The 21,572-nt window shown below is 71.6% G+C and carries 22 protein-coding genes; 4 read left to right on the forward strand and 18 right to left on the reverse strand.

Going from position 1 to position 21,572, the window contains the following annotated elements:
• Nucleotides 1-666: thiolase family protein (locus ACWCRB_RS31110; protein ID WP_450999215.1), on the forward strand; the 666-nt coding region annotated here is incomplete at its 5' end.
• A gap of 157 nt (nt 667-823) precedes the next feature.
• On the opposite strand, the gene ACWCRB_RS31115 is transcribed toward ACWCRB_RS31110, so the two are convergent.
• From ACWCRB_RS31115 to mhpD, 4 genes are all read right to left on the reverse strand, one after another.
• Nucleotides 824-1,186 carry a VOC family protein gene (locus tag ACWCRB_RS31115; protein ID WP_450999216.1) on the reverse strand — a complete coding sequence of 121 codons (363 nt, stop codon included), beginning with the start codon at nt 1,184-1,186 and terminating at the stop codon, nt 824-826.
• A 459-nt stretch (nt 1,187-1,645) separates the two neighbouring features.
• Nucleotides 1,646-2,689, reverse strand: a complete 1,044-nt coding sequence (dmpG, locus tag ACWCRB_RS31120) for a 4-hydroxy-2-oxovalerate aldolase (protein ID WP_450999217.1) — start codon at nt 2,687-2,689, stop codon at nt 1,646-1,648.
• The gene (locus ACWCRB_RS31125; protein WP_450999218.1) at nt 2,686-3,660 is read right to left on the reverse strand and encodes an acetaldehyde dehydrogenase (acetylating); all 975 of its coding nucleotides are present in this window, start codon (nt 3,658-3,660) and stop codon (nt 2,686-2,688) included. The genes dmpG and ACWCRB_RS31125 overlap by 4 nt, the downstream gene beginning before the upstream one ends.
• Nucleotides 3,657-4,499 carry a 2-keto-4-pentenoate hydratase gene (mhpD, locus tag ACWCRB_RS31130; protein WP_450999219.1) on the reverse strand — a complete coding sequence of 281 codons (843 nt, stop codon included), beginning with the start codon at nt 4,497-4,499 and terminating at the stop codon, nt 3,657-3,659. Before mhpD ends, ACWCRB_RS31125 begins: the two co-directional genes overlap by 4 nt.
• Before the next feature lie 108 nt (nt 4,500-4,607).
• Here mhpD and ACWCRB_RS31135 point away from each other — a divergent pair, with 108 nt between their 5' ends.
• Complete coding sequence (locus ACWCRB_RS31135; RefSeq protein ID WP_450999252.1) at nt 4,608-5,330, forward strand: IclR family transcriptional regulator; 723 nt, start codon at nt 4,608-4,610, stop codon at nt 5,328-5,330.
• 96 nt (nt 5,331-5,426) lie between these two features.
• Here the strand turns inward: ACWCRB_RS31135 and ACWCRB_RS31140 are convergent, their stop codons facing one another.
• Both ACWCRB_RS31140 and ACWCRB_RS31145 read right to left on the reverse strand, forming a co-directional pair.
• Nucleotides 5,427-6,140: an LmeA family phospholipid-binding protein gene (locus ACWCRB_RS31140; RefSeq protein ID WP_450999220.1), complete on the reverse strand. Its 714-nt coding sequence runs from the start codon at nt 6,138-6,140 to the stop codon at nt 5,427-5,429.
• A gap of 175 nt (nt 6,141-6,315) precedes the next feature.
• Entirely contained in the window at nt 6,316-7,173 is an 858-nt protein-coding gene (locus ACWCRB_RS31145) for an aldo/keto reductase (RefSeq protein ID WP_450999221.1), read from the reverse strand.
• 259 nt (nt 7,174-7,432) lie between these two features.
• On the opposite strand from ACWCRB_RS31145, the gene ACWCRB_RS31150 reads away from it, so the two are divergent.
• On the forward strand, nt 7,433-8,809 hold the full coding sequence (locus tag ACWCRB_RS31150) for a DEAD/DEAH box helicase (protein ID WP_450999222.1): 1,377 nt from the start codon (nt 7,433-7,435) through the stop codon (nt 8,807-8,809).
• A gap of 116 nt (nt 8,810-8,925) precedes the next feature.
• Here ACWCRB_RS31150 and ACWCRB_RS31155 read toward each other — a convergent pair whose 3' ends face one another.
• The 5 genes from ACWCRB_RS31155 to ACWCRB_RS31175 form a co-directional block, all read right to left on the reverse strand.
• Nucleotides 8,926-9,594 carry a response regulator gene (locus tag ACWCRB_RS31155; protein ID WP_235472561.1) on the reverse strand — a complete coding sequence of 223 codons (669 nt, stop codon included), beginning with the start codon at nt 9,592-9,594 and terminating at the stop codon, nt 8,926-8,928.
• The gene (locus ACWCRB_RS31160; RefSeq protein WP_450999223.1) at nt 9,591-10,949 is read right to left on the reverse strand and encodes a sensor histidine kinase; all 1,359 of its coding nucleotides are present in this window, start codon (nt 10,947-10,949) and stop codon (nt 9,591-9,593) included. Before ACWCRB_RS31160 ends, ACWCRB_RS31155 begins: the two co-directional genes overlap by 4 nt.
• 26 nt (nt 10,950-10,975) lie before the next feature.
• Nucleotides 10,976-11,812, reverse strand: a complete 837-nt coding sequence (locus tag ACWCRB_RS31165) for an ABC transporter permease (RefSeq protein ID WP_450999224.1) — start codon at nt 11,810-11,812, stop codon at nt 10,976-10,978.
• Nucleotides 11,812-12,741, reverse strand: coding sequence for an ABC transporter ATP-binding protein (locus ACWCRB_RS31170; RefSeq protein ID WP_450999225.1), 930 nt, complete (start codon nt 12,739-12,741; stop codon nt 11,812-11,814). Before ACWCRB_RS31170 ends, ACWCRB_RS31165 begins: the two co-directional genes overlap by 1 nt.
• Before the next feature lie 175 nt (nt 12,742-12,916).
• Entirely contained in the window at nt 12,917-13,783 is an 867-nt protein-coding gene (locus ACWCRB_RS31175) for an NAD-dependent protein deacetylase of SIR2 family (protein ID WP_450999226.1), read from the reverse strand.
• 108 nt (nt 13,784-13,891) lie between these two features.
• Between ACWCRB_RS31175 and ACWCRB_RS31180 the strand changes: the two genes are divergently transcribed.
• Nucleotides 13,892-14,866, forward strand: a complete 975-nt coding sequence (locus ACWCRB_RS31180; protein ID WP_450999227.1) for a helix-turn-helix domain-containing protein — start codon at nt 13,892-13,894, stop codon at nt 14,864-14,866.
• Here ACWCRB_RS31180 and ACWCRB_RS31185 read toward each other — a convergent pair.
• From ACWCRB_RS31185 to ACWCRB_RS31215, 7 genes are all read right to left on the reverse strand, one after another.
• Complete coding sequence (locus ACWCRB_RS31185) at nt 14,836-15,819, reverse strand: protein-ADP-ribose hydrolase (RefSeq protein WP_450999228.1); 984 nt, start codon at nt 15,817-15,819, stop codon at nt 14,836-14,838. The genes ACWCRB_RS31180 and ACWCRB_RS31185 overlap by 31 nt on opposite strands.
• A gap of 130 nt (nt 15,820-15,949) precedes the next feature.
• Complete coding sequence (locus tag ACWCRB_RS31190) at nt 15,950-16,711, reverse strand: nuclear transport factor 2 family protein (protein WP_450999229.1); 762 nt, start codon at nt 16,709-16,711, stop codon at nt 15,950-15,952.
• Between the two features lie 138 nt (nt 16,712-16,849).
• Nucleotides 16,850-17,719 carry an SDR family oxidoreductase gene (locus ACWCRB_RS31195; RefSeq protein WP_450999230.1) on the reverse strand — a complete coding sequence of 290 codons (870 nt, stop codon included), beginning with the start codon at nt 17,717-17,719 and terminating at the stop codon, nt 16,850-16,852.
• 141 nt (nt 17,720-17,860) lie between these two features.
• Nucleotides 17,861-18,433 carry a hypothetical protein gene (locus tag ACWCRB_RS31200; RefSeq protein ID WP_450999231.1) on the reverse strand — a complete coding sequence of 191 codons (573 nt, stop codon included), beginning with the start codon at nt 18,431-18,433 and terminating at the stop codon, nt 17,861-17,863.
• A 25-nt stretch (nt 18,434-18,458) separates the two neighbouring features.
• Complete coding sequence (locus ACWCRB_RS31205; protein WP_450999232.1) at nt 18,459-19,382, reverse strand: STM4011 family radical SAM protein; 924 nt, start codon at nt 19,380-19,382, stop codon at nt 18,459-18,461.
• A 10-nt stretch (nt 19,383-19,392) separates the two neighbouring features.
• Nucleotides 19,393-20,748 (reverse strand): STM4012 family radical SAM protein, encoded by a 1,356-nt coding sequence (locus ACWCRB_RS31210; RefSeq protein WP_450999233.1) that lies wholly within the window; start codon nt 20,746-20,748, stop codon nt 19,393-19,395.
• Nucleotides 20,745-21,551 (reverse strand): STM4013/SEN3800 family hydrolase, encoded by an 807-nt coding sequence (locus ACWCRB_RS31215; RefSeq protein WP_450999253.1) that lies wholly within the window; start codon nt 21,549-21,551, stop codon nt 20,745-20,747. Before ACWCRB_RS31215 ends, ACWCRB_RS31210 begins: the two co-directional genes overlap by 4 nt.
• Between the last annotated feature and the right edge of the window lie 21 nt (nt 21,552-21,572).

Raw genomic sequence — 21,572 nt, forward strand, 5'->3', positions numbered from 1 at the left:
CAGCAGGACGAGTTCGCCCTCGCCAGCCACCACAAGGCCGCCGCCGCCCAGCAGGCAGGCCTGTTCGACACCGAACTCGCCCCCGTGACCATCCCGCAGCGCAAGGGCGACCCGGTCGTCTTCGCTGCGGACGAATGCGTACGCGCCGACGCCTCCCTCGCGGCGATGGCCCGCCTCAAGCCGTCCTTCCGGACCGAGGGCGGCACGGTCACCGCGGGCAACGCCTCCCCCCTCAACGACGGCGCCGCCGCTCTCCTCCTCACCGACGAGGACGGTCTGAAGGCCACCGGCCGCGAGCCCCTCGCCCGCATCTCCGCGACCGGCGTGCACGCGCTCGACCCCGACTACTTCGGCCTCGCCCCCGTCGAAGCCGTCAACCGCGCCCTCACCAAAGCCGGCCGAACCTTCGCCGACCTCACCACCCTCGAACTCAACGAGGCCTTCGCCGCCCAGGTCCTCGGCTGCGTCGCCGAATGGCCCGAGTTCGACCCCACGATCCTCAACCCCCAGGGCGGCGCCATCGCCCTCGGCCACCCCCTCGGCGCCTCCGGCGCCCGCCTCGCCGCGACCGTCGCCCACCAACTCGCCCGCAAAGGCACGGGAGTCGGTGTCGCCACCCTCTGCATCGGCGTCGGCCAGGGCCTCGCCCTCGTCCTCGAACGCTGAGTCCCGCGGCCGCGGCCACACGGTCGCTCTCGCCGCCGACTGCTCTTCACCTGCGGCCAGTTGCCCGCCCCTGGGGAGTGCGCAGCAGGCTCGCGGGAAACCCGGAGTCCAAGGGGGTCTTCTTCGCCACCTCGGTCAGGAGCGCGGCGCGGCAGGACTACTGACCCTCGGGCGGCTGGTGCAGCCCGAAGGTGGAGCCCTGGTCGTCGCGGCACAGCTTGAACCGGCCGAACCGGGCGACCGACTCCTCGTCTCCTTCCTCGCCCATGTCCTCGACGGTGCCGCCCAGTTCCCGCAGTCTGGCGACCGTGGCGTCCAGGTCGTCGACGCGGAAGAACAGGTACGGGGAGGCACCGGCGTCGCCGCCGTGTATGCCGCCCGGCAGCCCGCCGGTGGCGATGGAGAAACCGTGTCCGGAAGGGCCAGGTTCGAATGACCAGCCGAAGAGGGCTCCGTAGAAGGCGCGCCCGCGCTCGGGGTCGGCCACGCCGAGTTCGAAGAAGGTGGGCTCGCTCGCCATGTCATGCTCCTCTCCATGGCCCATGGAGCACATGCGTCCGCCACGAGCACCGTACGCGGGCTACGGTGGCGCCGCGACTCCGTACGGCTGCCGGACCGGCTCGCCCGGACGGCCCGGACGCCCGGCCGTCGGCTCACCGTCGGCGGGGTGAGCCGAGCGAGATCGCCACAGGGCCGCCCCAGACGCCCTGACCCCGGACGCCGGGTCGCTCGGCAAGCGGGCCGGTTCACCGATCCGGTGCGGCAGCGTTGCGTTGAGTCCCGGATGAACCGGATGAATGGGCGGTCGGCTGCCCATTCGTCGAGAGCGCGGGTTTTTCCCGTGCACGGCGGCACAGCCGTCAGCCGGGACTCTGTGCGGGACTGATCCTGGCCTCACGCCGCAGGCTCAGCTGTCGAGGCCGGAAGTTGCGCGGTAAGGGTCCGGCGGCGGACCCTCTACGTTGTCTTGTGCCCGGGGTCAGGTCGCGCTCCGGGTGCCGGCGGTGAGGTCGAGTGCGATGTCGGTGATCATGTCCTCCTGGCCGCCGACCATGCCGCGTCGGCCCGCCTCGACGAGGATGGTGCGGGTGTCGAGACCGTGGCGGGTGGCGGCGATCTCGGCGTGGCGCAGGAAGCTGGAGTACACGCCCGCGTAGCCGAGGGTGAGGGTCTCGCGGTCGACCCGTACTTCGCGGTCCTGCAGGGGGCGTACGAGGTCGTCGGCGGCGTCCATGAGCGGGAACAGGTCGCAGGCGTGGTCCCAGCCCATCAGGTCGGCGACCGCGACGAACGCCTCCAGGGGACAGTTGCCGGCCCCCGCACCCTGCCCGGCGAGCGAGGCGTCGACCCGCACCGCGCCGCTCTCCACGGCGACGACCGTGTTGGCCACGCCCAGGGCGAGGTTGTGGTGCGCGTGGATGCCCAACCCCGTTGCCGGGTCGAGGACTTCGCGGTAGGCGCGGAAGCGGTCGCGGACGTCGTTCATCGTGAGACGGCCGCCGGAGTCGGTGACGTACACGCAGTGGGCGCCGTACGACTCCATCAGCTTGGCCTGGCGGGCGAGTTCGGTCGGTTCGGCCATGTGGGACATCATCAGGAACCCGGCGACGTCCATGCCCAACTCCCGTGCCGCGGCGATGTGCTGGGCGGAGATGTCGGCCTCGGTGCAGTGGGTGGCGATCCGGACGCTGCGGATGCCGAGGGCGTGGGCCCGCCTGAGGTCGTGGAGGGTGCCGATGCCGGGCAGCAGCAGGGTGGTGGGCACCGCGTGCGTGGTGGCGTCCACCACGGCCTCGATCCACTCCCAGTCGGTGTGGGCGCCGACGCCGTAGTTGATGCTGGAGCCGGCCAGACCGTCGCCGTGGGCGATCTCGATCGCCGCGACGCCCGCCGAGTCCAGGGCGGCGGCGATCGCGCGGGCCTGGCCGACGGTGTAGCGGTGCCGTATGGCGTGCATGCCGTCCCGCAGGGTGACGTCCTGGACGTACAGACGAGTGGTCGTCGTGGTTGGCGTGCTGCTCATCGCGCGGCCCCTTCGGTGGCGCCTTGTGCGGTCAGGCGTTGTGCGGTCAGGCGGTGTGCGGTGATGCGTTGGGCGGTGCGCAGCGCGGCCGAGGTCATGATGTCGAGGTTTCCGGCGTAGGCCGGGAGGTAGTGGGCGGCGCCCTCGACCTCCAGGAAGACCGACACCTTCAGCGTCTCGGCCGCGCCCGGGGCGAGGGTGCGCAGGGGGTCGTCGGCGGCGACCCGCTCGTACTGCACCTTCTGCTTGAGCCGGTAGCCGGGCACGTACGCCTGGACCTGGCCGACCATCTCCTCCACGGACGCCGTGACGGCCTCGGTGGCGCAGTCGGAGACCAGGCAGTGCACGGTGTCCCGCATGATCAGCGGGGGTTCGGCCGGGTTGAGGACGATGATCGCCTTGCCACGGGCGGCGCCGCCGACCTTCTCGATCGCGGCGGAGGTGGTCTCGGTGAACTCGTCGATGTTCGCGCGGGTGCCGGGGCCGGCCGAGCGGGAGGCGATGGACGCGACGATCTCGCCGTAGTGGACCGGAGCGACCGCGCCCACGGCGGCGACGATCGGGATGGTGGCCTGGCCGCCACAGGTGACCATGTTGACGTTCGGCGCGTCCAGGTGGGCGTCGCCGTTGACGGGCGGGACCACATACGGGCCGAGGGCGGCCGGGGTGAGGTCGACGAGGGTGCGGCCCAGCGGGCGCAGCACCGCGTCGTGGTGCCGGTGGGCACCGGCGGAGGTGGCGTCGAAGACGATCTCCACGTCGGCGAACTCGTCCAGGGAGACGAGCCCCTCGACGCCCTTGTGGGTGGTGGCCACCTTCAGGCGCCGGGCGCGGGCGAGCCCGTCGGAGTCGGGGTCGATGCCGGCCATGGCGGCGATCTCCAGGGTCTCCGACAGCCGCAGCACCTTGATCATGAGGTCGGTCCCGATGTTGCCCGAGCCGATCACGGCCACTTTGGTCTTGCCGCTCACTGGTCGTCTCCCTCGGTGTCCGAGGCGAAGGTGGCCCGTACCGAGCCCAGGCCCGAGATACGGGCCTCGAACACATCACCGGCGGCTGCGGGTGTCATCGGCCCCAGGGCCCCGGTCAGCACCAGGTCGCCGGCGCGCAGTGGGTCGCCGCGCTCGGCGAGCGCCGAGGCGAGCCACACCGCCGCGTTGAGCGGGCTGCCGAGACAGTCGGCGCCGGTGCCCTCGGAGACGGTCTCGCCGTTTCGGGTCATGCTCATCGTCACGGTGCGCAGGTCCACGGCGGTGAGGGGGACGGGGGTGGCGCCGAGGACGTACAGCCCGGAGGAGGCGTTGTCGGCGACCGTGTCGAGGAGGGAGATGTCCCAGTCCCGCACCCGGCTGTCCACGATCTCCAGCGCGGGCAGCGCGAAGTCGACCGCCCGCAGGACGTCGACGACCGTGCACTCCGGGTGCGGCAGATCGCGCCCGAGCACCAGGGCGACCTCCGCCTCCACCTTGGGCTGCAGCAGCCGCCCGGCGGGCACCGTGCCACCGTCGGGCACGGCCATGTCGGCGAACAGCGCGCCGAAGTCGGGCTGGTCCACGCCGAGTTGGCGCTGTACGGCGACCGAGGTCAGGCCGATCTTCCGGCCGACGATCCGGCGTCCGGCATCCGAGCCGCGCCGGACGTTCAGCTGCTGCACGGCGTAGGCGGTCCGCAGATCGGCGCCCTCCTCGAACAGATCACGTACGGGCGGACAGGGGACGCCGGTACGGGTGGCCTCCGCCAGCAGATCGGCGGCCTTGAGCACGGCCGGTGACACCGGGTCCGGGTGGACACCGTCGGGCACGGTCGACATGGGTTGCCTCCAGAGGGAAGGGGAAGTGGCGGGTTGGTATCGATATAGACAGCGTCCGGGCGAGGGGACAAACTTTGTTCCGTGACACGGAACAACGCGGGCGGCAGCATGCTGGCAAAGGCCGCGCTCATCATCGAGAGCTTCCGTCCGGACGGTGGTTCTTTCCGTCTGTCGGAACTTTCGGAGCGTACGGGTCTGCCCAAGCCCACGGTGCACCGGCTGGCGGCGGATCTCGTCGGGCTGGGCTGGCTGGAGCGCTCGGGCGCCGAGTACCGGCTCGGCGCCAAGCTGTTCGAGCTGGGTTCACTGGTGCCGCACCGGCTCGATCTGCGGGAGACGGCCCTGCCCTTCCTCCAGGATCTGTTCGAGGCCACCCACGAGACCGTCCACCTCGGTGTCCGCGAGGGACTGGAGGTCGTCTATCTGGAGCGCATCCACGGCCACGAGGCCTCCTGGCTGCCCTCCCGCATCGGCGGCAGTCTGCCGCTGACCTGCACCGGCGTAGGCAAGGCCCTGCTGGCCTTCTCTGGTGCGGAGCTGATGGAGGAGGTGCTGTCCCGGCCGCTGCCGAGCCTCACCCCGCACTCGATCACCGATCCGGCCCGGATGCGCACGGCCCTGGAGAAGATCCGCGTCTCGGGCCTCGCCTACGAGGAGCAGGAGGCCGCGCTGGGCATGAGCTGCATCGCGGCCCCCGTGTTCGCGGGCGGCACCACGGTCGCCGCCCTCTCGGTCGCGGTACCGCGTGCCCGCTTCAGCCCGGCCCAACTGGCACCCGCCGTACGGACGGCGGCCCTCGGACTGTCCCGGGTCCTGCGCAGGGGCGGCTGACCGTTACGGGGCCTTCGGTCGGTCAGTTGGTCCCGGGTTGGAGGATCTTGAAGAGGAGTCGGGCACCGGCCCACTGGGCGGAGTGGTGCAGCCGCCTCACCCTCCGAAGCGCGACGAGCCGAGCGTCACCTGGTGACCGACGAGGCCGATCTCGACGCCGTCCGCGCCGGCCCGTGCCGATTCGAAGTCGACGCCCTCCGGGAGGCCGACCCGCCAGACCAGTCCGGCCTGTTCGACACCGGGGACCGTCAGGGAAAGCTCCGTGCCCTGCGCCAGGAGCGTTCCCGTGGCGTTCAGCGCCGTCCCGCCGACCGTGCCCGCGACCTTGACGCGTGCCGCCTGGCCGTTCGACCCCGCCGCCCGGGAGACCTGCAACGGGCCGCCGTCGCCCGCGAGCCGGGTGACCACTCCGGACAGTTCCTTGTACGAGATGGTCAGCGTGCCGGTGGCGAGGTTCGCCTCGGCGCTGCGTGCCGTCAACGACGTCACCCGCACATCACGCAGGTCCAGGTGGAGACGGTCGACGTGCAGATAGCCGCCCTGGGCGTTGTTCGTGGTGTCGATATAGAAGCGGTGAGCGGTCAGGGTCACGTGACCGAACTCCTCGCCGGCCGCCTGGGTCAGGAAAGGGAAGCCCTCGATCGACACGTCCAGGTCGCCGTCGGTGGTGTTGGCGTAGCCGTACTTCTCCTTGGCGAGCTGCGTGGCTTCCTTGTCGGCGTAGTGCACGGCGATGCGGTCGCCGGCCGTGAACAGCGCGGCGAGCACCACGACCGTGATCAGCAGAACCTTCACCCATCGACGTCTCACGCCGATTCCCCCATGTTGTGTCGAGCCGAGTACAGGGCGCTCACACGGAGGCCGGGGGAGACTCTAGGACGCCGCCCGCCATGAACGGACGTACGAATGTTCAAGGCCGCGTCAAGGTGCCCGCCCCGGACGGTGGAGAGGGAGCCCGGCCCACCCGGGCCGGGCTCCCAGCGGCTCAGACGGCGTCCAGCTCGGCCAACTCCTCGGCGGAGAGCACCAGTTCCACGGCCGCCGCCGAGTCACGGATGGTCTCCGGGCGGGAGGAACCCGGGATCGGGACGACCACCGGGGACTTGGCGAGCATCCAGGCCAGGCACACGCGCTGCGGACTGACACCGTGGGCCTCGGCGACCCGGGCGAAGGCGGCGTACGTCGAACCGAGCCCGCCGGCCCGGGAGATACCGCCGAGCGGGCTCCAGGGCAGGAACGCGATGCCCAGCTCGTCGCAGAGCCGCAGTTCCGGCTCGCTGGAGCGGAAGGCGGGGGAGAACTGGTTCTGCACGGACACCAGACGTCCGCCGAGGATCTCGTTGGCCTGCCGGATCTGGTCCGGGTTCGCGTTGGAGATACCGGCCAGACGTATCTTGCCCTCGTCCAGCAGGTCCCGGATCGCGCCGACCGACTCCCCGTACGGGACCTTGGGGTCGGGCCGGTGGAACTGGTACAGCCCGATGGCCTCCACGCCGAGGCGCCGCAGCGAGGCCTCACACGCCTCCTTGATGTACGCGGGGGAGCCGTTCAGGGTCCAACTGCCGTCACCGGGACGCAGATGCCCGCCCTTGGTGGCGACCAGCACGTCCGCGCCGCGCTCATGGGTGGAGAGCGCCTTGGCGATGAGGGTCTCGTTGTGACCGACCTCGTCGGCGTCCCGGTGGTAGGCGTCCGCCGTGTCGATCAGCGTCAGGCCCGCGTCGAGTGCGGCGTGGATGGTGGCGAGGGAACGGGCCTCGTCCGGCCGGCCCTCGATCGACATGGGCATACCGCCCAGACCGATCGCGCTGACGTCCAGGTCACCGATACGTCGAGTCTGCATGTGCTCGTTACCTCTTCCGGGGGTCGCGGTCGCGGAGCAAGGGCTTCCACTCCAGCCTTGCTCGCCGGACGCCCCGGGGTCCAATAGAGGAATACGAACGCATTCAGCACCCGGGGAGCTGAATCCCGGTGACCGGAGGTCCGGAAGCCCGGAAGTCCACCGCTGTTAAAATGGGGTCACGCTTCGACAACCGCCAGGGCCCGTACCGCATGGGTACGGGCCCCGGCGCGTTTCAGGCGTCAGATCAGGAAGGCTCCTCATGAACCCCGAACCGTCAGCTCACGGACACCCCGGTGCCGGTACGCCCGAGGGGGCGACAGGCCTGCCGCCGGCCGAGTCCTTCGACGCGCTCGGACTGCCGCCGAAGCTGCTGGCGACGATGACGGACCTCGGGGTGACGGAGCCCTTCCCGATCCAGGCGGCGACCCTCCCCAACGCGCTCGCCGGCCGCGATGTCCTGGGCCGCGCCCGCACCGGCTCCGGCAAGACGCTCGCCTTCGGGCTCGCGCTGCTCGTCCGTACGGCGGGCCTGCGAGCCGAGGCGAAGCGGCCCCTCGCGCTGGTCCTGGTGCCGACCCGGGAACTCGCCCAGCAGGTCGGCGACGCGCTGGAACCGTACGCGCGGACCCTGGACGTACGGCTGGCGACGGTGGTCGGCGGGCTGTCGATCAACAAGCAGCAGGCGGCGCTGCGGGCCGGTGCCGAGGTGGTCATCGCGACGCCGGGGCGGCTGACCGACCTGGTGTCGCGCCGGGACTGCCTCCTGAACCACGTACGGATCACGGTGCTGGACGAGGCCGACCAGATGTGCGACCTGGGCTTTCTGCCGCAGGTCTCGGACCTCGTCGACCAGGTCCGCCCCGACGGACAGCGGCTGCTGTTCTCGGCCACGCTCGACCACAACGTCGACCAGCTGGTACGCGACCACCTCCACGACCCGGTGCTCGCCTCGGTCGACCGGCTGGCGGGCTCGGTCACCACGATGGAACACCACGTCCTGAACATCCACGCCGCCGACAAGTACGCGACCGCGACCGAGATCGCCGCCCGCGACGGCCGCGTCCTGATGTTCCTGGACACCAAGACCGGCGTCGACCAGTTCACCCGGCACCTGCGGGCCAGCGGAGTCCGCGCCGGTGCTCTGCACAGCGGGAAGTCGCAGCCCCAACGCACGCACACGCTCGGCCAGTTCAAGGACGGCGAGATCACCGTGCTGGTGGCCACCAATGTGGCCGCGCGGGGCATCCACATCGACGCGCTCGACCTCGTCGTCAACGTCGATCCGCCCGCCGACGCCAAGGACTACCTGCACCGCGGCGGACGTACGGCGCGTGCGGGGGAGTCCGGGAAGGTGGTCACCCTGGTCACCCCCAACCAGCGGCGTGACGTGAACCGGATGATGTCGGACGCCGGGATCCGGCCGACGGTCGCCCAGGTGCGCTCCGGCGAGGAGAAGCTGACCGCGATCACCGGCGCGAAGCGCCCGCCGACCACGACGAAGACCACCACGGGCAATGCCCCATTCCGTGGTATCGGCACCCGCCCGGGCCGCCCCGCGAAGGAGTCCCGCAAGGCCGCCGAGGCCCGTAAGACGGCGGAAGCACGTGCGGCGGCCCGGGTCCGCAAGGGCCGCTGACCCGGAACGGACCGCGGTTCGCCGCCGTGTCGGCCCGCACGCCCGCGCGATGGGAGTCCCCGCTCGGGGAGATCGTGTCATGCCCCGCGCCTGCGGCACGTTCCGATCGACAGGCCCTACGGCTTGGCCCTGACCAGTCCCGCGTCGTACGCCGTGATCACGGCCTGGATGCGGTCCCGTGCGCCGATCTTGGCGAGGACGCGGCCCACGTGCTTCTTGACGGTGGACTCGGTGAGGACGAGGCGCTCGGCGATCTCGCTGTTCGTCCAGCCCTGCGCGATGGCGACCAGCACTTCGCGTTCTCGGTCGCTGAGCGTCCGCAGCCGGGGGTCGACGGCCGCCGGGGCGCCGGGCGGGGCGAGGACCTGGTGGGCGTAGGCGTCCAGCAGGCGGCGGGTCAGCCGGGGTGCCACCACGGCGTCGCCGGTCGCGACCGCGTGGATGCCGGCGACGAGTTCCTCGGGGCGGGCGTCCTTGAGCAGGAAGCCGCTGGCGCCGGCGCGCAGGCCTTCGTACGCGTACTCGTCGAGGTCGAAGGTGGTCACGATGAGCACGCGCGTGCGACCACCCGAGGCGATGATGCGACGGGTGGCCTCCAGGCCGTCCATGCCGGGCATACGGATGTCCATCAGGACGACGTCGGGGCGCAGTTCCGAGGCCAGCCGGACGGCCTCGGCGCCGTGCGCGGCCTCGCCGACCGGGGTCAGGCCGGGGGTGCCCTCGATGAGCATGCGGAAGCCCATGCGCTGCAGGGGCTGGTCGTCCGCGATCAGCACGGTGGTCATGGCAGTTGCTCTCCCGGTGCCGGCGCGGCGGGCGCGGACGGTGCGTCGAGCACGACGTCCACGAGCCAGCCGTGGCCGGTGTCGCGCGGTCCGATGGTGACGTCACCGCTGTACATACCGGCCCGCTGGCGGATGCCGACCACCCCGTGACCGGCGTCGCCGGTGTGCGGCGTCGGCTCCGGGGACGCCCCCGGGGGCAGGCCGGTGTCCTCGACGCGTACCCGTACCCGCCCGACGTCCGCGGCCACGGTGACCTCGGCGGTGGAGCCCGTACCCGCGTGCTTGAGCGTGTTGGTCAGGGCCTCCTGAACGATGCGGTACACGGTGAGCTGGACGCCGCTGGTCAGCGCGTCGAGTTCGCCCACCGTCCGGTAGGTCACCGTCAGCCCCGCCGCCCGGACCCGGGTCAGCAGGAGGTCCAGGTCGTGGATGCCGGGCTGGGGGTTGAGCAGCCGTACGTCGTCCTGGTCCTCGCGCAGGACGCCCAGGACGCGGCGGAGTTCGCCCATGGCCTGGCGGCCGGTGTCGCCGAGGATGCGCAGCGCCTCGGCCGACTGCTCGCCCCGGTTGGTGGCGAGGGTCGCGGCGCCGTCGGCGACGCTGACCATGACGGAGAGGTTGTGGCCGACGATGTCGTGCATCTCGCGCGCGACCCGGGATCGCTCGGCGGCGGCGGTCAGCCGGACGCGCTGGTCGCGCTCGATCTCCAGACGGGCGGCCCGGTCCTCCAGGGCCGCCAGGTACATCCGGCGGATCCGGAGCGTCAGGCCGACGGCGATGGCCGCGGTCGCCGTCCCCAGCAGGAAGAACATGGCGAGCAGCGGAGGCTCGACGGGCACCAGGACGAACACCGCCAGGGCGACCTGGACGCCGGTCAGCGCGGCGGCCCAGCCCAGGATCCGCAACGACCCGTGCAGGGCCAGGCTGTACAGGGCGACGAGCGTGCTGAGTCCGGCCTGTTGCCAGATGTCCAGGGACCACTGGACGAGAGACACCAGCGCGATCACGAAGTACGTGACGGCGGGGGCTCTGCGCCGCCACCACAGCGGCACGACGAGCGCGACGGCGAAGGCGAGCAGCACGACGGTCGGGTGGTCGGTGTGGGGGGCCGCCTCCTCGAACGGGCCGTCTCTCTCGTCGGAGAACACATCGGGCAGGCTGGTGAGGGCGACGAACAGCACCACCGCGGTGTCGAGCAGCCAGGGATGCCGACGGTCCAGCCGCTGTCGGCGGCCCTGGTCGCGCAACAGACGGCCCAGCAGCGGGTGCGTCCAGGCGGCGTCGAACCCGGAGGACGGCTCGAGCGCCGTCCCCCGGTCCGGATGCGCGGCGGCTGCCGTCCGCTCGGGGCTCATGACCCTCATTGTCCCCGGCCCGCGACTCACGCGTCGCTGCGGACCAGCCGGTACGCCGCCCCGGCGAGGGTCAGCGCCACCCAGCCGGCGAAGACGGCGAGTCCCGCGCCCGGGGAGAGGGCGTCGGACGAGTCGTGCAGGGCGTAGATGGCCGAGCCCGCGTTGCTGGGGAAGTACGGGTTGATGCTGTCGTACAGGGAGTCGGGCAGCAGCGAGGCCAGGCCGGGCAGGATGAGCAGGACACCGACGAGGACCGCGATGGCCCCGGCGGAGGAGCGCAGGAGCACACCCAGGGCCACACCGAACACGGCGACCAGACCGAGGTAGACACCGGCGCCGGCCAGACTGCGCAGTACGCCGTCGTCGCTCAGGGACAGGGCGATCTTCTCGCCGTCGAGGCCGAGGGTGCCCAGCTGGAAGGCGGCCAGTGCGCCCACAGTGGTGAGGACCAAGGCGACGGGCCCGATCACGGCGGCCTTGGACCACAGGACGGGCAGTCGGCGCGGCACGGCGGTGAGGGTGGAGCGGATCATGCCGGTGCTGTACTCGCCCGCCGACAGGAGCACACCGAGGACGCCGACAGCCAGCGAGGCGAAGGTCACGCCGAGGAGCGCGAGACTCACCGCGTCCTGGGTGCCGGAGCCCGGACCGCCGGACGGGCCGCCGTCGGCGACGGCGTCCGGACTGTAGGTGGCGGAGGCGATGGCCCCGAGGGCGACGAGCAGGAGCAGGGAGACGCCCAGGGTGATCCAACTGGAGCGCAGCGACCAGAACTTGGCCCACTCCGAACGCAGTACCCGAAGGCCGGTCACCTTGTGCACCGTCGTGCGGGCGGGAGCCGCGGAAAGGGTGTCGGTGGTCATCAGGCGGCCTTTCGTGCGGTGTCGGCGGGGGCGCTCTGGTATTCGACGGCGTCGTGGGTGAGGGCCATGAAGGCCTCCTCCAGGGAGACGGACTGCGGGGTGAGTTCGTACAGCGCCACCCCGTGCTCGGCGGCGACGGCCCCGATCTCCCGGGCGCTCCGCCCCGACACCACCAGCTCCTCGGCGGAGGACGAGCTGATGGTGACGTCCGGGCCCGCCAGCAGCGAACGCAGCCGCACAGCCTCGGTGGTGGAGACCTTCACGCCTCCGCCGCCCGCCTCCCGGGTGAAGTCGTCGACCGTCGTGTCCGCGAGGAGCCGGCCACGGCCGATGATCACGAGGTGGTCGGCGATCAGCGCGGTCTCGCTCATCAGGTGCGAGGAGAGCATCACGGCCCGGCCCTCGTCGGCGAGGGACCGCAGCAGGTTGCGCACCCACAGCACGCCCTCGGGGTCGAGGCCGTTCACCGGTTCGTCGAGCATGACGATCGCCGGGTCGGCGAGCAGTGCCGAGGCGATGCCGAGCCGCTGGCCCATGCCGAGCGAGAAGGCGCCCACCCGCTTGCCGGCCACACTGGTCAGCCCCGCCAGCTCGATGACCTCGTCCACCCGGCGGCGGGAGATGCCGTGGGTGTGGGCCAGCGCCATCAGATGGTTGAACGCGGTACGCCCCGGGTGGACGGACTTGGCCTCGAGGAGGGAGCCGATCTCGTGCAGGGGCGCCGCGTGCTTGGCGTACGACTTGCCGTTGACGGTGACCGAGCCGGCCGTCGGGGAGTCCAGCCCGATGATCATGCGCATGGTCGTGGACTTGCCCGCTCCGTTGGGCCCCAGGAAGCCGGTCACCTCGCCCGGTTTGACGGTGAAGCTCAAGTGGTCGACGACCGTCTTGTCGCCGTACCGCTTCGTCAGCTCACGCGCTTCGATCATGGAAGTGGCCTCTCCTGCCGCGAACACGGCCGCACATACAGCGCGGCGCCTGATCTCGAAGCTACGAGAACGGCAGGTCGTGGCCGTGGGACCACAGGGGACACTTCGGTGGCCGGGTGGTACCCCGGTACCACTGGCGTGTCCTTCGCAGGCGGTACGTCGGGGTCGGCATCCGTCAGGCGACGAGGCCGCCCAGCAGCCGGTCCGCCCCGAAGGGGAGGGACAGCGCGCGCTCGCCCAGATCGTCGGGGACCTCGGGGTGGTCGGGGTTGATCCGGACGAGGCGGGCCCCAGGAGTGTGGCGTACGACGTTCTCCATGGGCCATCGGATCACGCCGGGGGTGTTGAACCCGGCCCCGATCTCGACGACGAGCAACCTGCCGTCCGTGGGCCTCTGGTCGAGCCAGCCGGCCAGTCGCTCACCGGCGGGCACATGGGCGTCGTCGACGAACTCGGGGCCGACCCGGACGTTGGGAAAGACGTCGGCACCGCACTTGGGGCAGTGCGGCAGGGCCTCGGGGTCGGTCACCCGGCCGCTCTCACGGTCGTACGCCGCGAGGACCCTGTCGAGGAACGGCCTGCTGGACCATGTCTCGCGTGTGCACGGCACCGTGCACTGGAGGTAGCCGTAGTCGCCCTGCGGGGTGAAGACGTGGTCGGCGGCGAAGCCGTTGCGGACGAACAGCGCGTCGACGTTGGACGTCATCACCCAGTGGTCGCGGTCGCCGACCAGGGTCCGCAGGCGCCGGTAGAGCGGGTTCGGGGCGGGGTCGTAGCGGATGTCGTCGATGTGGACGGCCCAGTAGCCCCACATCATGTCCGGCGGCAGCGGCACACCCAGCAGATAGCGCGAGCGCAGACCGAGCCGGTGCAGGGCGGGAAGGAGCTGCCGGAAGCGTTCGGCGTCGCCGTAGTCGTAACCGGCGGCCGCGCTGAGGCCCGCGCCGGCCGCGACCAGGACGCGGTCCGCCTCTCCCAGCCACTCATGGAACGTCCCGCCGGCCTGTGCGGCGGCGAGAGAGGTGTTGCTCGTGGCGCTCACGTGACCTTCGTACCCTTTCCGTTTTCTGCCGCACGGGCACGCTGCCGGGGCGGTGCGATCACCAACGTACGAGGCGAAGCGGATGCGGGCCGGATACACTTCCGACTGATGATGGCCAAAAACCGACACGGTGCCGCGAGGGAGATCCCCGAGGTCCCCTTCGCCGCCCCGGCGGGTACGCCCGCCGGAGTCGAGGCCATGTCGCTGGCCGACCTGCGTGGGCGCGTACCGGGCCACACGCTCTCCCGGCCGCAGCGCCCCGACTTCCATCACCTGGTCACGCTCAGCGCGGGCGACCTCTCGCAGACCGTGGACTTCACCGCCCACGCCCTCCGGCCGGGCTCCTGGCTGTGGGTGCGCCCCGGGCAGGTGCAGCAGTGGGGCGACCTCACCCGGGCCGAGGGCACCCTGATCCTGTTCCGGCAGGACTTCCTCGACGCGGCCACCGCGACGGCGGCCCGCGTCGACGACCCGCACGCACCCGTCGTCAGCACGCCCGTCGCCGCCGACGCGGAGGCGCTGGACCTTGCCGTGGAGCATCTGAGCCGTGAGTTCCATGCTCTCGGCCAGCTGCCGCTGGACGTCCACGTGGCGGCCCTGCGCCATCTCCTGGCGGTCCTCGTGCTGCGGCTGGCCCACCTCGCGGTGCCGGCCGGCGGCCCCGCGCCGGAGCCGGACGAGACGTACCTGCGGTTCCGGGACGCGGTGGAACAGCACTTCACCCGGACCCGGCGGGTGGAGGACTACGCCCACCTGCTCGGCTACTCCCCGCGCACGCTCGCCCGGGCCACGCTGAGTGCCGCCGGGCTCAGCGCCAAGGAGTTCGTCGACCGCCGGGTCGTCCTGGAGGCCAAGCGGCTGCTGGCCCACAGCGACCGGACGGCGGCCCAGATCGCGGCCCAGCTCGGCTTCGCCAACCCGTCCCAGTTCAGCAAGTACTTCCTGCACCGGGTCGGCCGGTCACCGATCGACTTCCGGGAGGTCGTCCGGGGGCGCGCGGAGGGGCTGCCGCCGGGCGCCGGGCAGAACGCCCAGCGCGGCGAAGCGCCGCCTCAGAGGCGCGTCGAGGAACGCAACGCGTGACGGTAGGCGCTTTCGTCGGCCGCCTCGAACACGGTGAACAGGACCCGGTCGAACCGCTCGGGACGCGCTTCGAGCCAGTCGGCGACCGTGCGCAGGGCGATCGGGGCCGCCTGGTCCTTGGGGTAGCCGAAGACGCCGGTGCTCACGGCGCACAGGGCGACCGTACGGATGGATTCCACCTCGGCAGCGAGGTCCAGGCAGGCCCGGTAGGAGGAGGCGAGTGCCTCCGCGTCGCTCGCACGCGGGCGGCCGTCGATGACGGGGCCGACGGTGTGCAGGACGTAACGGGCGGGCAGATGGTAGCCCCGGGTGATCTTGGCCGTGCCGGTCGGCTCGGAGGTGCCCTGGAGCGTGACGACGGTCCGGCAGTCGTCCCGCAGCCGTGGTCCGGCGGCGCTGTGGATGGCGTTGTCGATGCAGGGGTGCAGGGGCTGGAAGCAGCCGAGGAGGGCGCTGTTGGCTGCGTTGACGATGACATCGGCCGCGAGCGTGGTGATGTCGCCCCGCCACAGCGTGGTGCGCTCGGCGGCACGGTACGTCGTGTGGGGGAACTCCGCCGCGATCGTGGGGAGTTGGGACGCGTGCGTAGTAGGGCTGAGTCCGCGTTCCGTGCTGAGCACGGAGTCCACCGCGTCGGAGGCGCCGTCCGGCAGCGGGCCGGGCGGGCGCACGGTCAGCAGTGCCCGCAGGAGCCGACGGCGGGCCGTCGCGTCGGTGGCGGTGAGGTCCCGCAGCGAGTCGGCCCGCAGCCCGAGCCGGGGTACGGCCGCGTCGGTGCTGAGCAGCCGCAGCGCCGCGCGCACCCGCTCGTCCAGCCGATCGGCCGGTACGGGACCGGCGGACGGCTGGAACGGCTCGTCCAGGGCGATCGCGGCGCGGTAGGCGGCCAGAGGCAGTTCCGAAGGCGTTCCGGTGCGGTCGTCGTACGGGGGCGAGGGCGACGACATCGTCATGGCGGGCTCCGATGCGGAAGGGCGGAAGGGCGGAAGGGCGGAAGGGCGGAAGGGCGGGCTGGGCGACGTCCGCGCCGGTGCCCGGCCGGCGTGCGTCGTGACGCGTGTCTGCCGGGCACCGGGAGGATCGTCAGAACAGGCCGTTGCCGTGCGGGAGTTCGGCCGGCACCGGTGAGATGACGTCCCAGTGCTCGACGATCCTGCCGTCGGCGACGCGGAAGAGGTCGTAGTAGGCGACGGGCACGCCGAACTCGCCCTCGGACTGCGTCAGGACGAAGCCGCCCTCGGCGATGACCTTGTGGACCTTCTTGTAGATCAGGTTCTTGCCCTGCTCGGCCCACTTCGCTGCGGCGGCACCGAAGCCGTCGAGGCCGTCGGCGGCCTCGGTGTTGTGCTGGTGGTAGGTCTCTGTGGAGATGTAGTCGGTCAGGACCGAGTAGTCGGCGCGGACGAGGACCTTCTCCGCGAACTCCGTGACCAGGGCCCGGTTGGCCTCGGTCCCGTCGGCGCCGCCGTGCCCGGTGGGGCCGTCGGTCTGGGAGCGGCCCGAGACGGTGTCCTTGACCTGCGGGGTCAGCGCGTCCCAGTGCTCGGCCAGCCTGCCGTCGGCGTCGACGCGGAAGATGTCGAAGCCGACGAGCGGGTCGGGGCCGAAGCCGTGGTAGGTGCCGTGCAGGGCGACCAGGTCGCCGTCGGCGATGACCCGGGCGCCCTCGTAGCGGAAGTCGGCGCCGAGCCCGGCGACCAGCCCGCGCAGCGCTTCGGGGCCGTCGGCGGCGAGGGAGCTGTGCTGCTTGTAGTCGGTGGCGACCCAGCGGTCCACGGCCGAGGGGTCCTTGTCGCCGAAGAGTGCCGTGGCGGCCTGCAGAACCGTGTTCTTCGCGTTGCTCATGACTGTCTTCCTAGCTTGTGGAGCCGCACGGGGCGATCTGGGCGGTGTATTCAAACTAGGTCGGGAGGGCATGGTTGGCCGGGCCCAATGGTGACCTTTGATGGTCAGAAAGCGACAGCGCGGGCATCGGCGGCGAGTTCAGCCCTTGATGGCGCGAACGACATCCGCCAGGGATGTGGCGGGGCGGCCGGTGAGGAAGGGCACCGCGTCGCTGACGCCGTCGAGCTGGCCGGCCGCGATGGCCGTGTAGGTGGACACCCACGCGTCGAGCTGCCACGGCGGGGCGCCGTAGGAGGCGCGGGAGGCGTACGCCTCCTCGACCGTCTCGGGCTGGTAGGTGATGCTGCGGCCGAGCACCTCGGAGACGATGCGGGCGGCGTTGTCCAGCGTGAGGGACTCCGGCCCCGTGAGGTCGTACACGGCACCGACATGGTCTTCCGGCCGTGTCAGGACCGCGGTCGCCGCGTCGGCGATGTCGTCCTGCGAGACGAAGGCGGCCCGCCCCTGCCCGGCCGGACCACGGATGACACCGTCCTCACCCGCCAGTTCCGGGACGAACTCCGCGTACATGTTGTCGCGCAGGAAGGTGTACGCCAGCCCGCTGGTGCGGATGTGCTCCTCGGTGTGGAAGTGGTCGCGGGCCAAGGTGAACGTCGCATAGGGGGCGGCGCCGAAGAACGACACGTACACGAGGTGTTCGACACCCGCCTCTGCCACGCTGTCCACGAAGGCCTTGTGCTGGTCGAGCCGGTCGGCGCTCTCGGAGGCGGACACCATGAACACGGTCTTCGCGCCGCGCAGTCCACGGACGACGGCGTCGTGGTCGCCGAAACCGCCGCGGACCGCCGTGGCACGGGGGAGGTCGGGCGCCCGCTCGGGGCTGCGCACCAGCAGCCGTTGCGCGATGCCCCGCTGGGCCAGGCGGCGGGCGACACGTCCGCCGAGGCGTCCCGTGGCCCCGGTGACCACCAGAGCCGATGCGGAGAGTTCGGTGGGCAGTTCGGTCATGGCTGGCATCACTTCCGGTCGGGTCGGGGTGAGCGGCTCGGGCGGGAACTCGCGCCGGGTGCATTGAATCCGGCGCGGTTGCACAGGACGAGCAGGCCGCCACCACTGGGCGCGTCGCCGCCCCTTTTCAGGGAAGCGGCCTCAGAGGGCGAACGCCTCGGTCAGGCGCACGTTGTAGCCGTCCTCCTCCATCAGGACGACGGTGACCCCGAAGGGGGAGGGATGGTCGATCTCGAGCGGGACGAAGGAGTAGTCGACGGCGGCCCGGACCGGCGGGATCAGTTCGCCGCTCTGCTGGGGTTGGGGTGCGAGCAGCCACTGCGGCTCGATCGCGGCCGGGCCCTCGGGGGAGTCGGCGAGGGGCTGCTCGGCGTACGGGAAACGGTGCAGTGTGTGGCCGTCCTTCGTGGCGTGCACCAGGTTCAGGCACGGCGCCGGGCCGGTGACCGGCAACTCGCACAGGGCGGCGACGTCCCGGGTCTCCCAGGCGAGGACGACCTCGTCGGCACCGGCCGCCGCGGCGATGTTCGACAGCTGGGCGATGCCGGTGAGCGCGTCCTTGCCGGTCTCGACGGGACGCAGCCAGACCAGGCCGACCAGTTCACCGCGGACCAGCGGCATGATGACCGGACGGGGCACCGCCCCCTCGCCCAGACCCGCGGTGTAGGCGTTCCTCATCGATGCGGCCAGTGCGTCCCAGGTCTGCGTGTCCACGAACTTCCTCTCACCAACACCACATTCACGACTCGGGCGACCCTGTCACGCCGGCCGTCGTCGACGCCAACTCGGACGGGACCAGCGGCAGGAGCGGCCGGTCCGGGAGAGCCCTCGGCACGCGCTCCAGGATGCCGCCCGCGAACACGTCGTACAGCGGCAATGTCTCCAGATGGACGTAACCGATGTGGCAGTCGCACACCTTCAGCGGGCAGGCCCGGGGGCCGAGCGCGGCGCGGTACGAGCCGTCGTACAGATTTCCCAGCTCCGTACGGACGAAATGGCAGCGGCGCACCGTGCCCTCGCCGTCCACCGAGAGCACCGACTCACCGGTGCGGCACGGCAGGCCCGCCGAGCGGTGCGGGTGGCGGCTGAACGGGAAGAGCGGGTCCAGCGCCGTCCACCGGCCGGCCTCCTCGTCCGTGTAGCTGTGCCCTTCGGCCGCGTTCACCCACAGATAGACATGGTCCGGCAGCGCCTCGCGCAGCCGTCGCGCGTGCTCCAGATGGTCCGGTACGCCGACGACACCGACGCTGAAGCGGACGCCGAGGGCGGACAGCTCGTACGTCTTGGCCAGGAACCGTTCGTACGGCGTCTGCCCGGGGTGGTAGGTGCACCACAGGGCGACGGTGTCGCGGTCCGCGTCCGCCAGCCAGTCGGTCCGGCAGCTCAGGTTGGTCTGGATGGCGACCCGCCGTATGTGCGGCTGGTGCGAGAGGTCGACGAGAGCGCGCCGGTACCAGGAGCGGACCAGCCCCTCGCCCCACGGGGTGAAGAGCACCGACAGCCGGTCCTCCCGCTGCTCGCGCGCCCACCCGGTGAACCGGTCCAGTGCCGCGCGGTCGGCGCGGAGCTGCGCCGTGCTGTCGCGTCGCTTCGCGAACGGGCAGTAGGGACAGTCGTAGTCGCAGGAGGAGAGCGGCCCCCGGTACAGCAGCGTCAGATCCACGGAACCCCGCTCACTTCGTCTCGTAGGCGGCCATGGCGGCGCGCACATCCGGTGAGAAGAAGTCGGGCCCGATGGCGTCGGAGTGGGCCACCCCCTCGGCGGACAGCCGCAGTTGTCCCTCCTGACCGTTGTCGAGCCAGTCACGCGCGTCGAGGGTGTCCAGCTCGGCGGGGAAGTCGTCGGACGGGTCGGTGCCGAACCGCAGCCGGTACTCCGCGACGGGCATGCCCTGGGCCTGGAGCAGCGACTGCAGCAGATGCCGGCGCCGGGCCTCGTCCTCGTCGACCCAACGTCCGTGCAGCGCCCGGGAGAAGTCCTCGGTGGCGGTGTAGTCGTCGATGATGCCGCGTATCTCGCCCATCGACACGGCGTAGTCGAAGGAGTAGTGCAGCCGGGAGGTGTACGAACGGGCGCCGCAGCCCAGGCCGATCATCCCGTCGGTCTGGCAGGCGTAGTCGTCCGGACCCTGCGGCGGCGCGTCCGAGCGCCGGAACATCCGCATCGACACCTGCTCGTAGCCCTGGGAGAGCAGATGGTCGCGGCCCTCCCGATAGCGGCGCAGACGCTGCTCGTCCCACTCCCGGTCGGCCGCCGCCGGGTCGACGCGGCGGCCGAGTCCGGTGAGCGGGCGGATGTAGAGCGGGTAGAGGTAGATCTCCTCGGGCCGCCAGGCCAGGGCCGCGTCGAGGGAGTATCGCCAACTGGCCGCGGTCTGCCCGTCGATGCCGTAGATCAGATCGATGTTGAGGACGGGTACGTCGGCCTCACGGATGCGGGCGAGCGCCGCCTCGACATCGGACCTGTGCTGTGGGCGTACGGCGGCCCGCGCCTCCTCCTCGACGAAGCTCTGGACGCCCAGGCTGAGGCGGGTGGTCCCCCGCTCGGCCAGCACCGCCAGCCGGTCGGCCGTGGCCGTGGACGGCGACGCCTCCACGGACAGCGGGACGGCCCGCAGGTCGACGCCCATCTCCCGCTCGGCGATGTCACACAGCCGCTCCAGCTCCGCGGCCTCCAGGAAGGTCGGAGTCCCGCCGCCGAACGCCGCGTTGGCGAACCGCGGGGGTTCCGCATCGCCCAACGCCTCGCGAACGGCGGCGGCCTGGCGCTGTACGGCGTCCAGATAACGGTTCGTCAGTCCGTCGGGCGCGCCGATGCGGGTGAACAGGTTACAGAAGCCGCAGCGGATCTCGCAGAACGGGATGTGCAGATACAGCGACAGCGACTGGCGGGACTCCCCGGCCCACAGGTCAGCGAGCCGGGGCCCGGGCGTGAGCGGCCGGTAGGCGGTCTTGTGCGGGTACGCGTACGTATAGCTCTGGTACGGGCGAGGTGAGCCGACGGTGGTGTCGATCGCGGTGACGGTCATACGGACGGCTCCAGGAAGAAGTGGCCGTAGGGCACGGTCCACACGGACTCGTGGCCGAGGCGGTGGCCGGTGTAACCGTCGTCCCCGTAGGCGGTGCCGTGGTCGGAGCAGACGATGGCGAAGCAGCGGCGGCGCGAACTCATCGCCGCGAACAACCGCCCGACGTGACGGTCGATGTACTCCAGCGCGGCGGCATGGGTGAGTCGGCTGTCGCCCGCCTCTCTGGTCGCGCCGGGCAGGTGGAACCAGTTCGGCTGGTGCAGCGCGGAGGCGTTGAGGAAGAGGAACAGCCGCTGTTCGGGCGGCAGTTGGGACACCGTCTTCTCGGCGCGCGCCACCTGCGCCTCGAAGGAGGTCGGGGAGGCCACGGAGAACTCCGGCTCCCAGTGGCTCTCCTGGAAGAACCCGGGCAGTACGTCACCCAGGGCGCCCTGCTTGTTGAAGAAGCCGACGCCACCGATGCACACCGTGCGGTACCCGTGCGCGGCCAGGCCGGACACGAGATCCGGGGTGTCGAAGACGTACGTACCGTCCGCCGTTGACTCGCTGCCCGCGAACTTGGCCGCGAACAGGCGCGGATGCGGCCCGGGTCCGGCCGGGGTGGGCAGGAAGCCCGCGAACATCGCCTGGTGGGAGGCGTAGGTGAAGCTCCCGGGCGCGTGCCGCTTCTCCCAGACGCCGCCCGGCAGATGCGCGGTCAGATTGGGCAGCCGTCCGGCGGCGGCGAGTTCGACGGCCACGTCGTGACGGAGGGTGTCCAGGGTGAGGAGGAGCAGGTCGTCACGGCCCACCACCTCGTTCATGTCCGGCCCGGCGGCCGGGGC

The organism is Streptomyces sp. NPDC002156 (assembly GCF_053593675.1).

Coding starts and splice junctions, on each gene's coding strand:
- ACWCRB_RS31115 (WP_450999216.1), bottom strand. CDS start 1,186: ATGGCGAGCGAGCCCACCTTCTTCGAACTCGGCGTGGCCGACCCCGAG.
- dmpG (WP_450999217.1), bottom strand. CDS start 2,689: ATGAGCAGCACGCCAACCACGACGACCACTCGTCTGTACGTCCAGGAC.
- mhpD (WP_450999219.1), bottom strand. CDS start 4,499: ATGTCGACCGTGCCCGACGGTGTCCACCCGGACCCGGTGTCACCGGCC.
- ACWCRB_RS31135 (WP_450999252.1), top strand. CDS start 4,608: ATGCTGGCAAAGGCCGCGCTCATCATCGAGAGCTTCCGTCCGGACGGT.
- ACWCRB_RS31145 (WP_450999221.1), bottom strand. CDS start 7,173: ATGCAGACTCGACGTATCGGTGACCTGGACGTCAGCGCGATCGGTCTG.
- ACWCRB_RS31150 (WP_450999222.1), top strand. CDS start 7,433: ATGAACCCCGAACCGTCAGCTCACGGACACCCCGGTGCCGGTACGCCC.
- ACWCRB_RS31155 (WP_235472561.1), bottom strand. CDS start 9,594: ATGACCACCGTGCTGATCGCGGACGACCAGCCCCTGCAGCGCATGGGC.
- ACWCRB_RS31160 (WP_450999223.1), bottom strand. CDS start 10,949: ATGAGCCCCGAGCGGACGGCAGCCGCCGCGCATCCGGACCGGGGGACG.
- ACWCRB_RS31165 (WP_450999224.1), bottom strand. CDS start 11,812: ATGACCACCGACACCCTTTCCGCGGCTCCCGCCCGCACGACGGTGCAC.
- ACWCRB_RS31170 (WP_450999225.1), bottom strand. CDS start 12,741: ATGATCGAAGCGCGTGAGCTGACGAAGCGGTACGGCGACAAGACGGTC.
- ACWCRB_RS31180 (WP_450999227.1), top strand. CDS start 13,892: ATGATGGCCAAAAACCGACACGGTGCCGCGAGGGAGATCCCCGAGGTC.
- ACWCRB_RS31185 (WP_450999228.1), bottom strand. CDS start 15,819: ATGACGATGTCGTCGCCCTCGCCCCCGTACGACGACCGCACCGGAACG.
- ACWCRB_RS31190 (WP_450999229.1), bottom strand. CDS start 16,711: ATGAGCAACGCGAAGAACACGGTTCTGCAGGCCGCCACGGCACTCTTC.
- ACWCRB_RS31195 (WP_450999230.1), bottom strand. CDS start 17,719: ATGACCGAACTGCCCACCGAACTCTCCGCATCGGCTCTGGTGGTCACC.
- ACWCRB_RS31210 (WP_450999233.1), bottom strand. CDS start 20,748: ATGACCGTCACCGCGATCGACACCACCGTCGGCTCACCTCGCCCGTAC.
- ACWCRB_RS31215 (WP_450999253.1), bottom strand. CDS start 21,551: ATGAACGAGGTGGTGGGCCGTGACGACCTGCTCCTCCTCACCCTGGAC.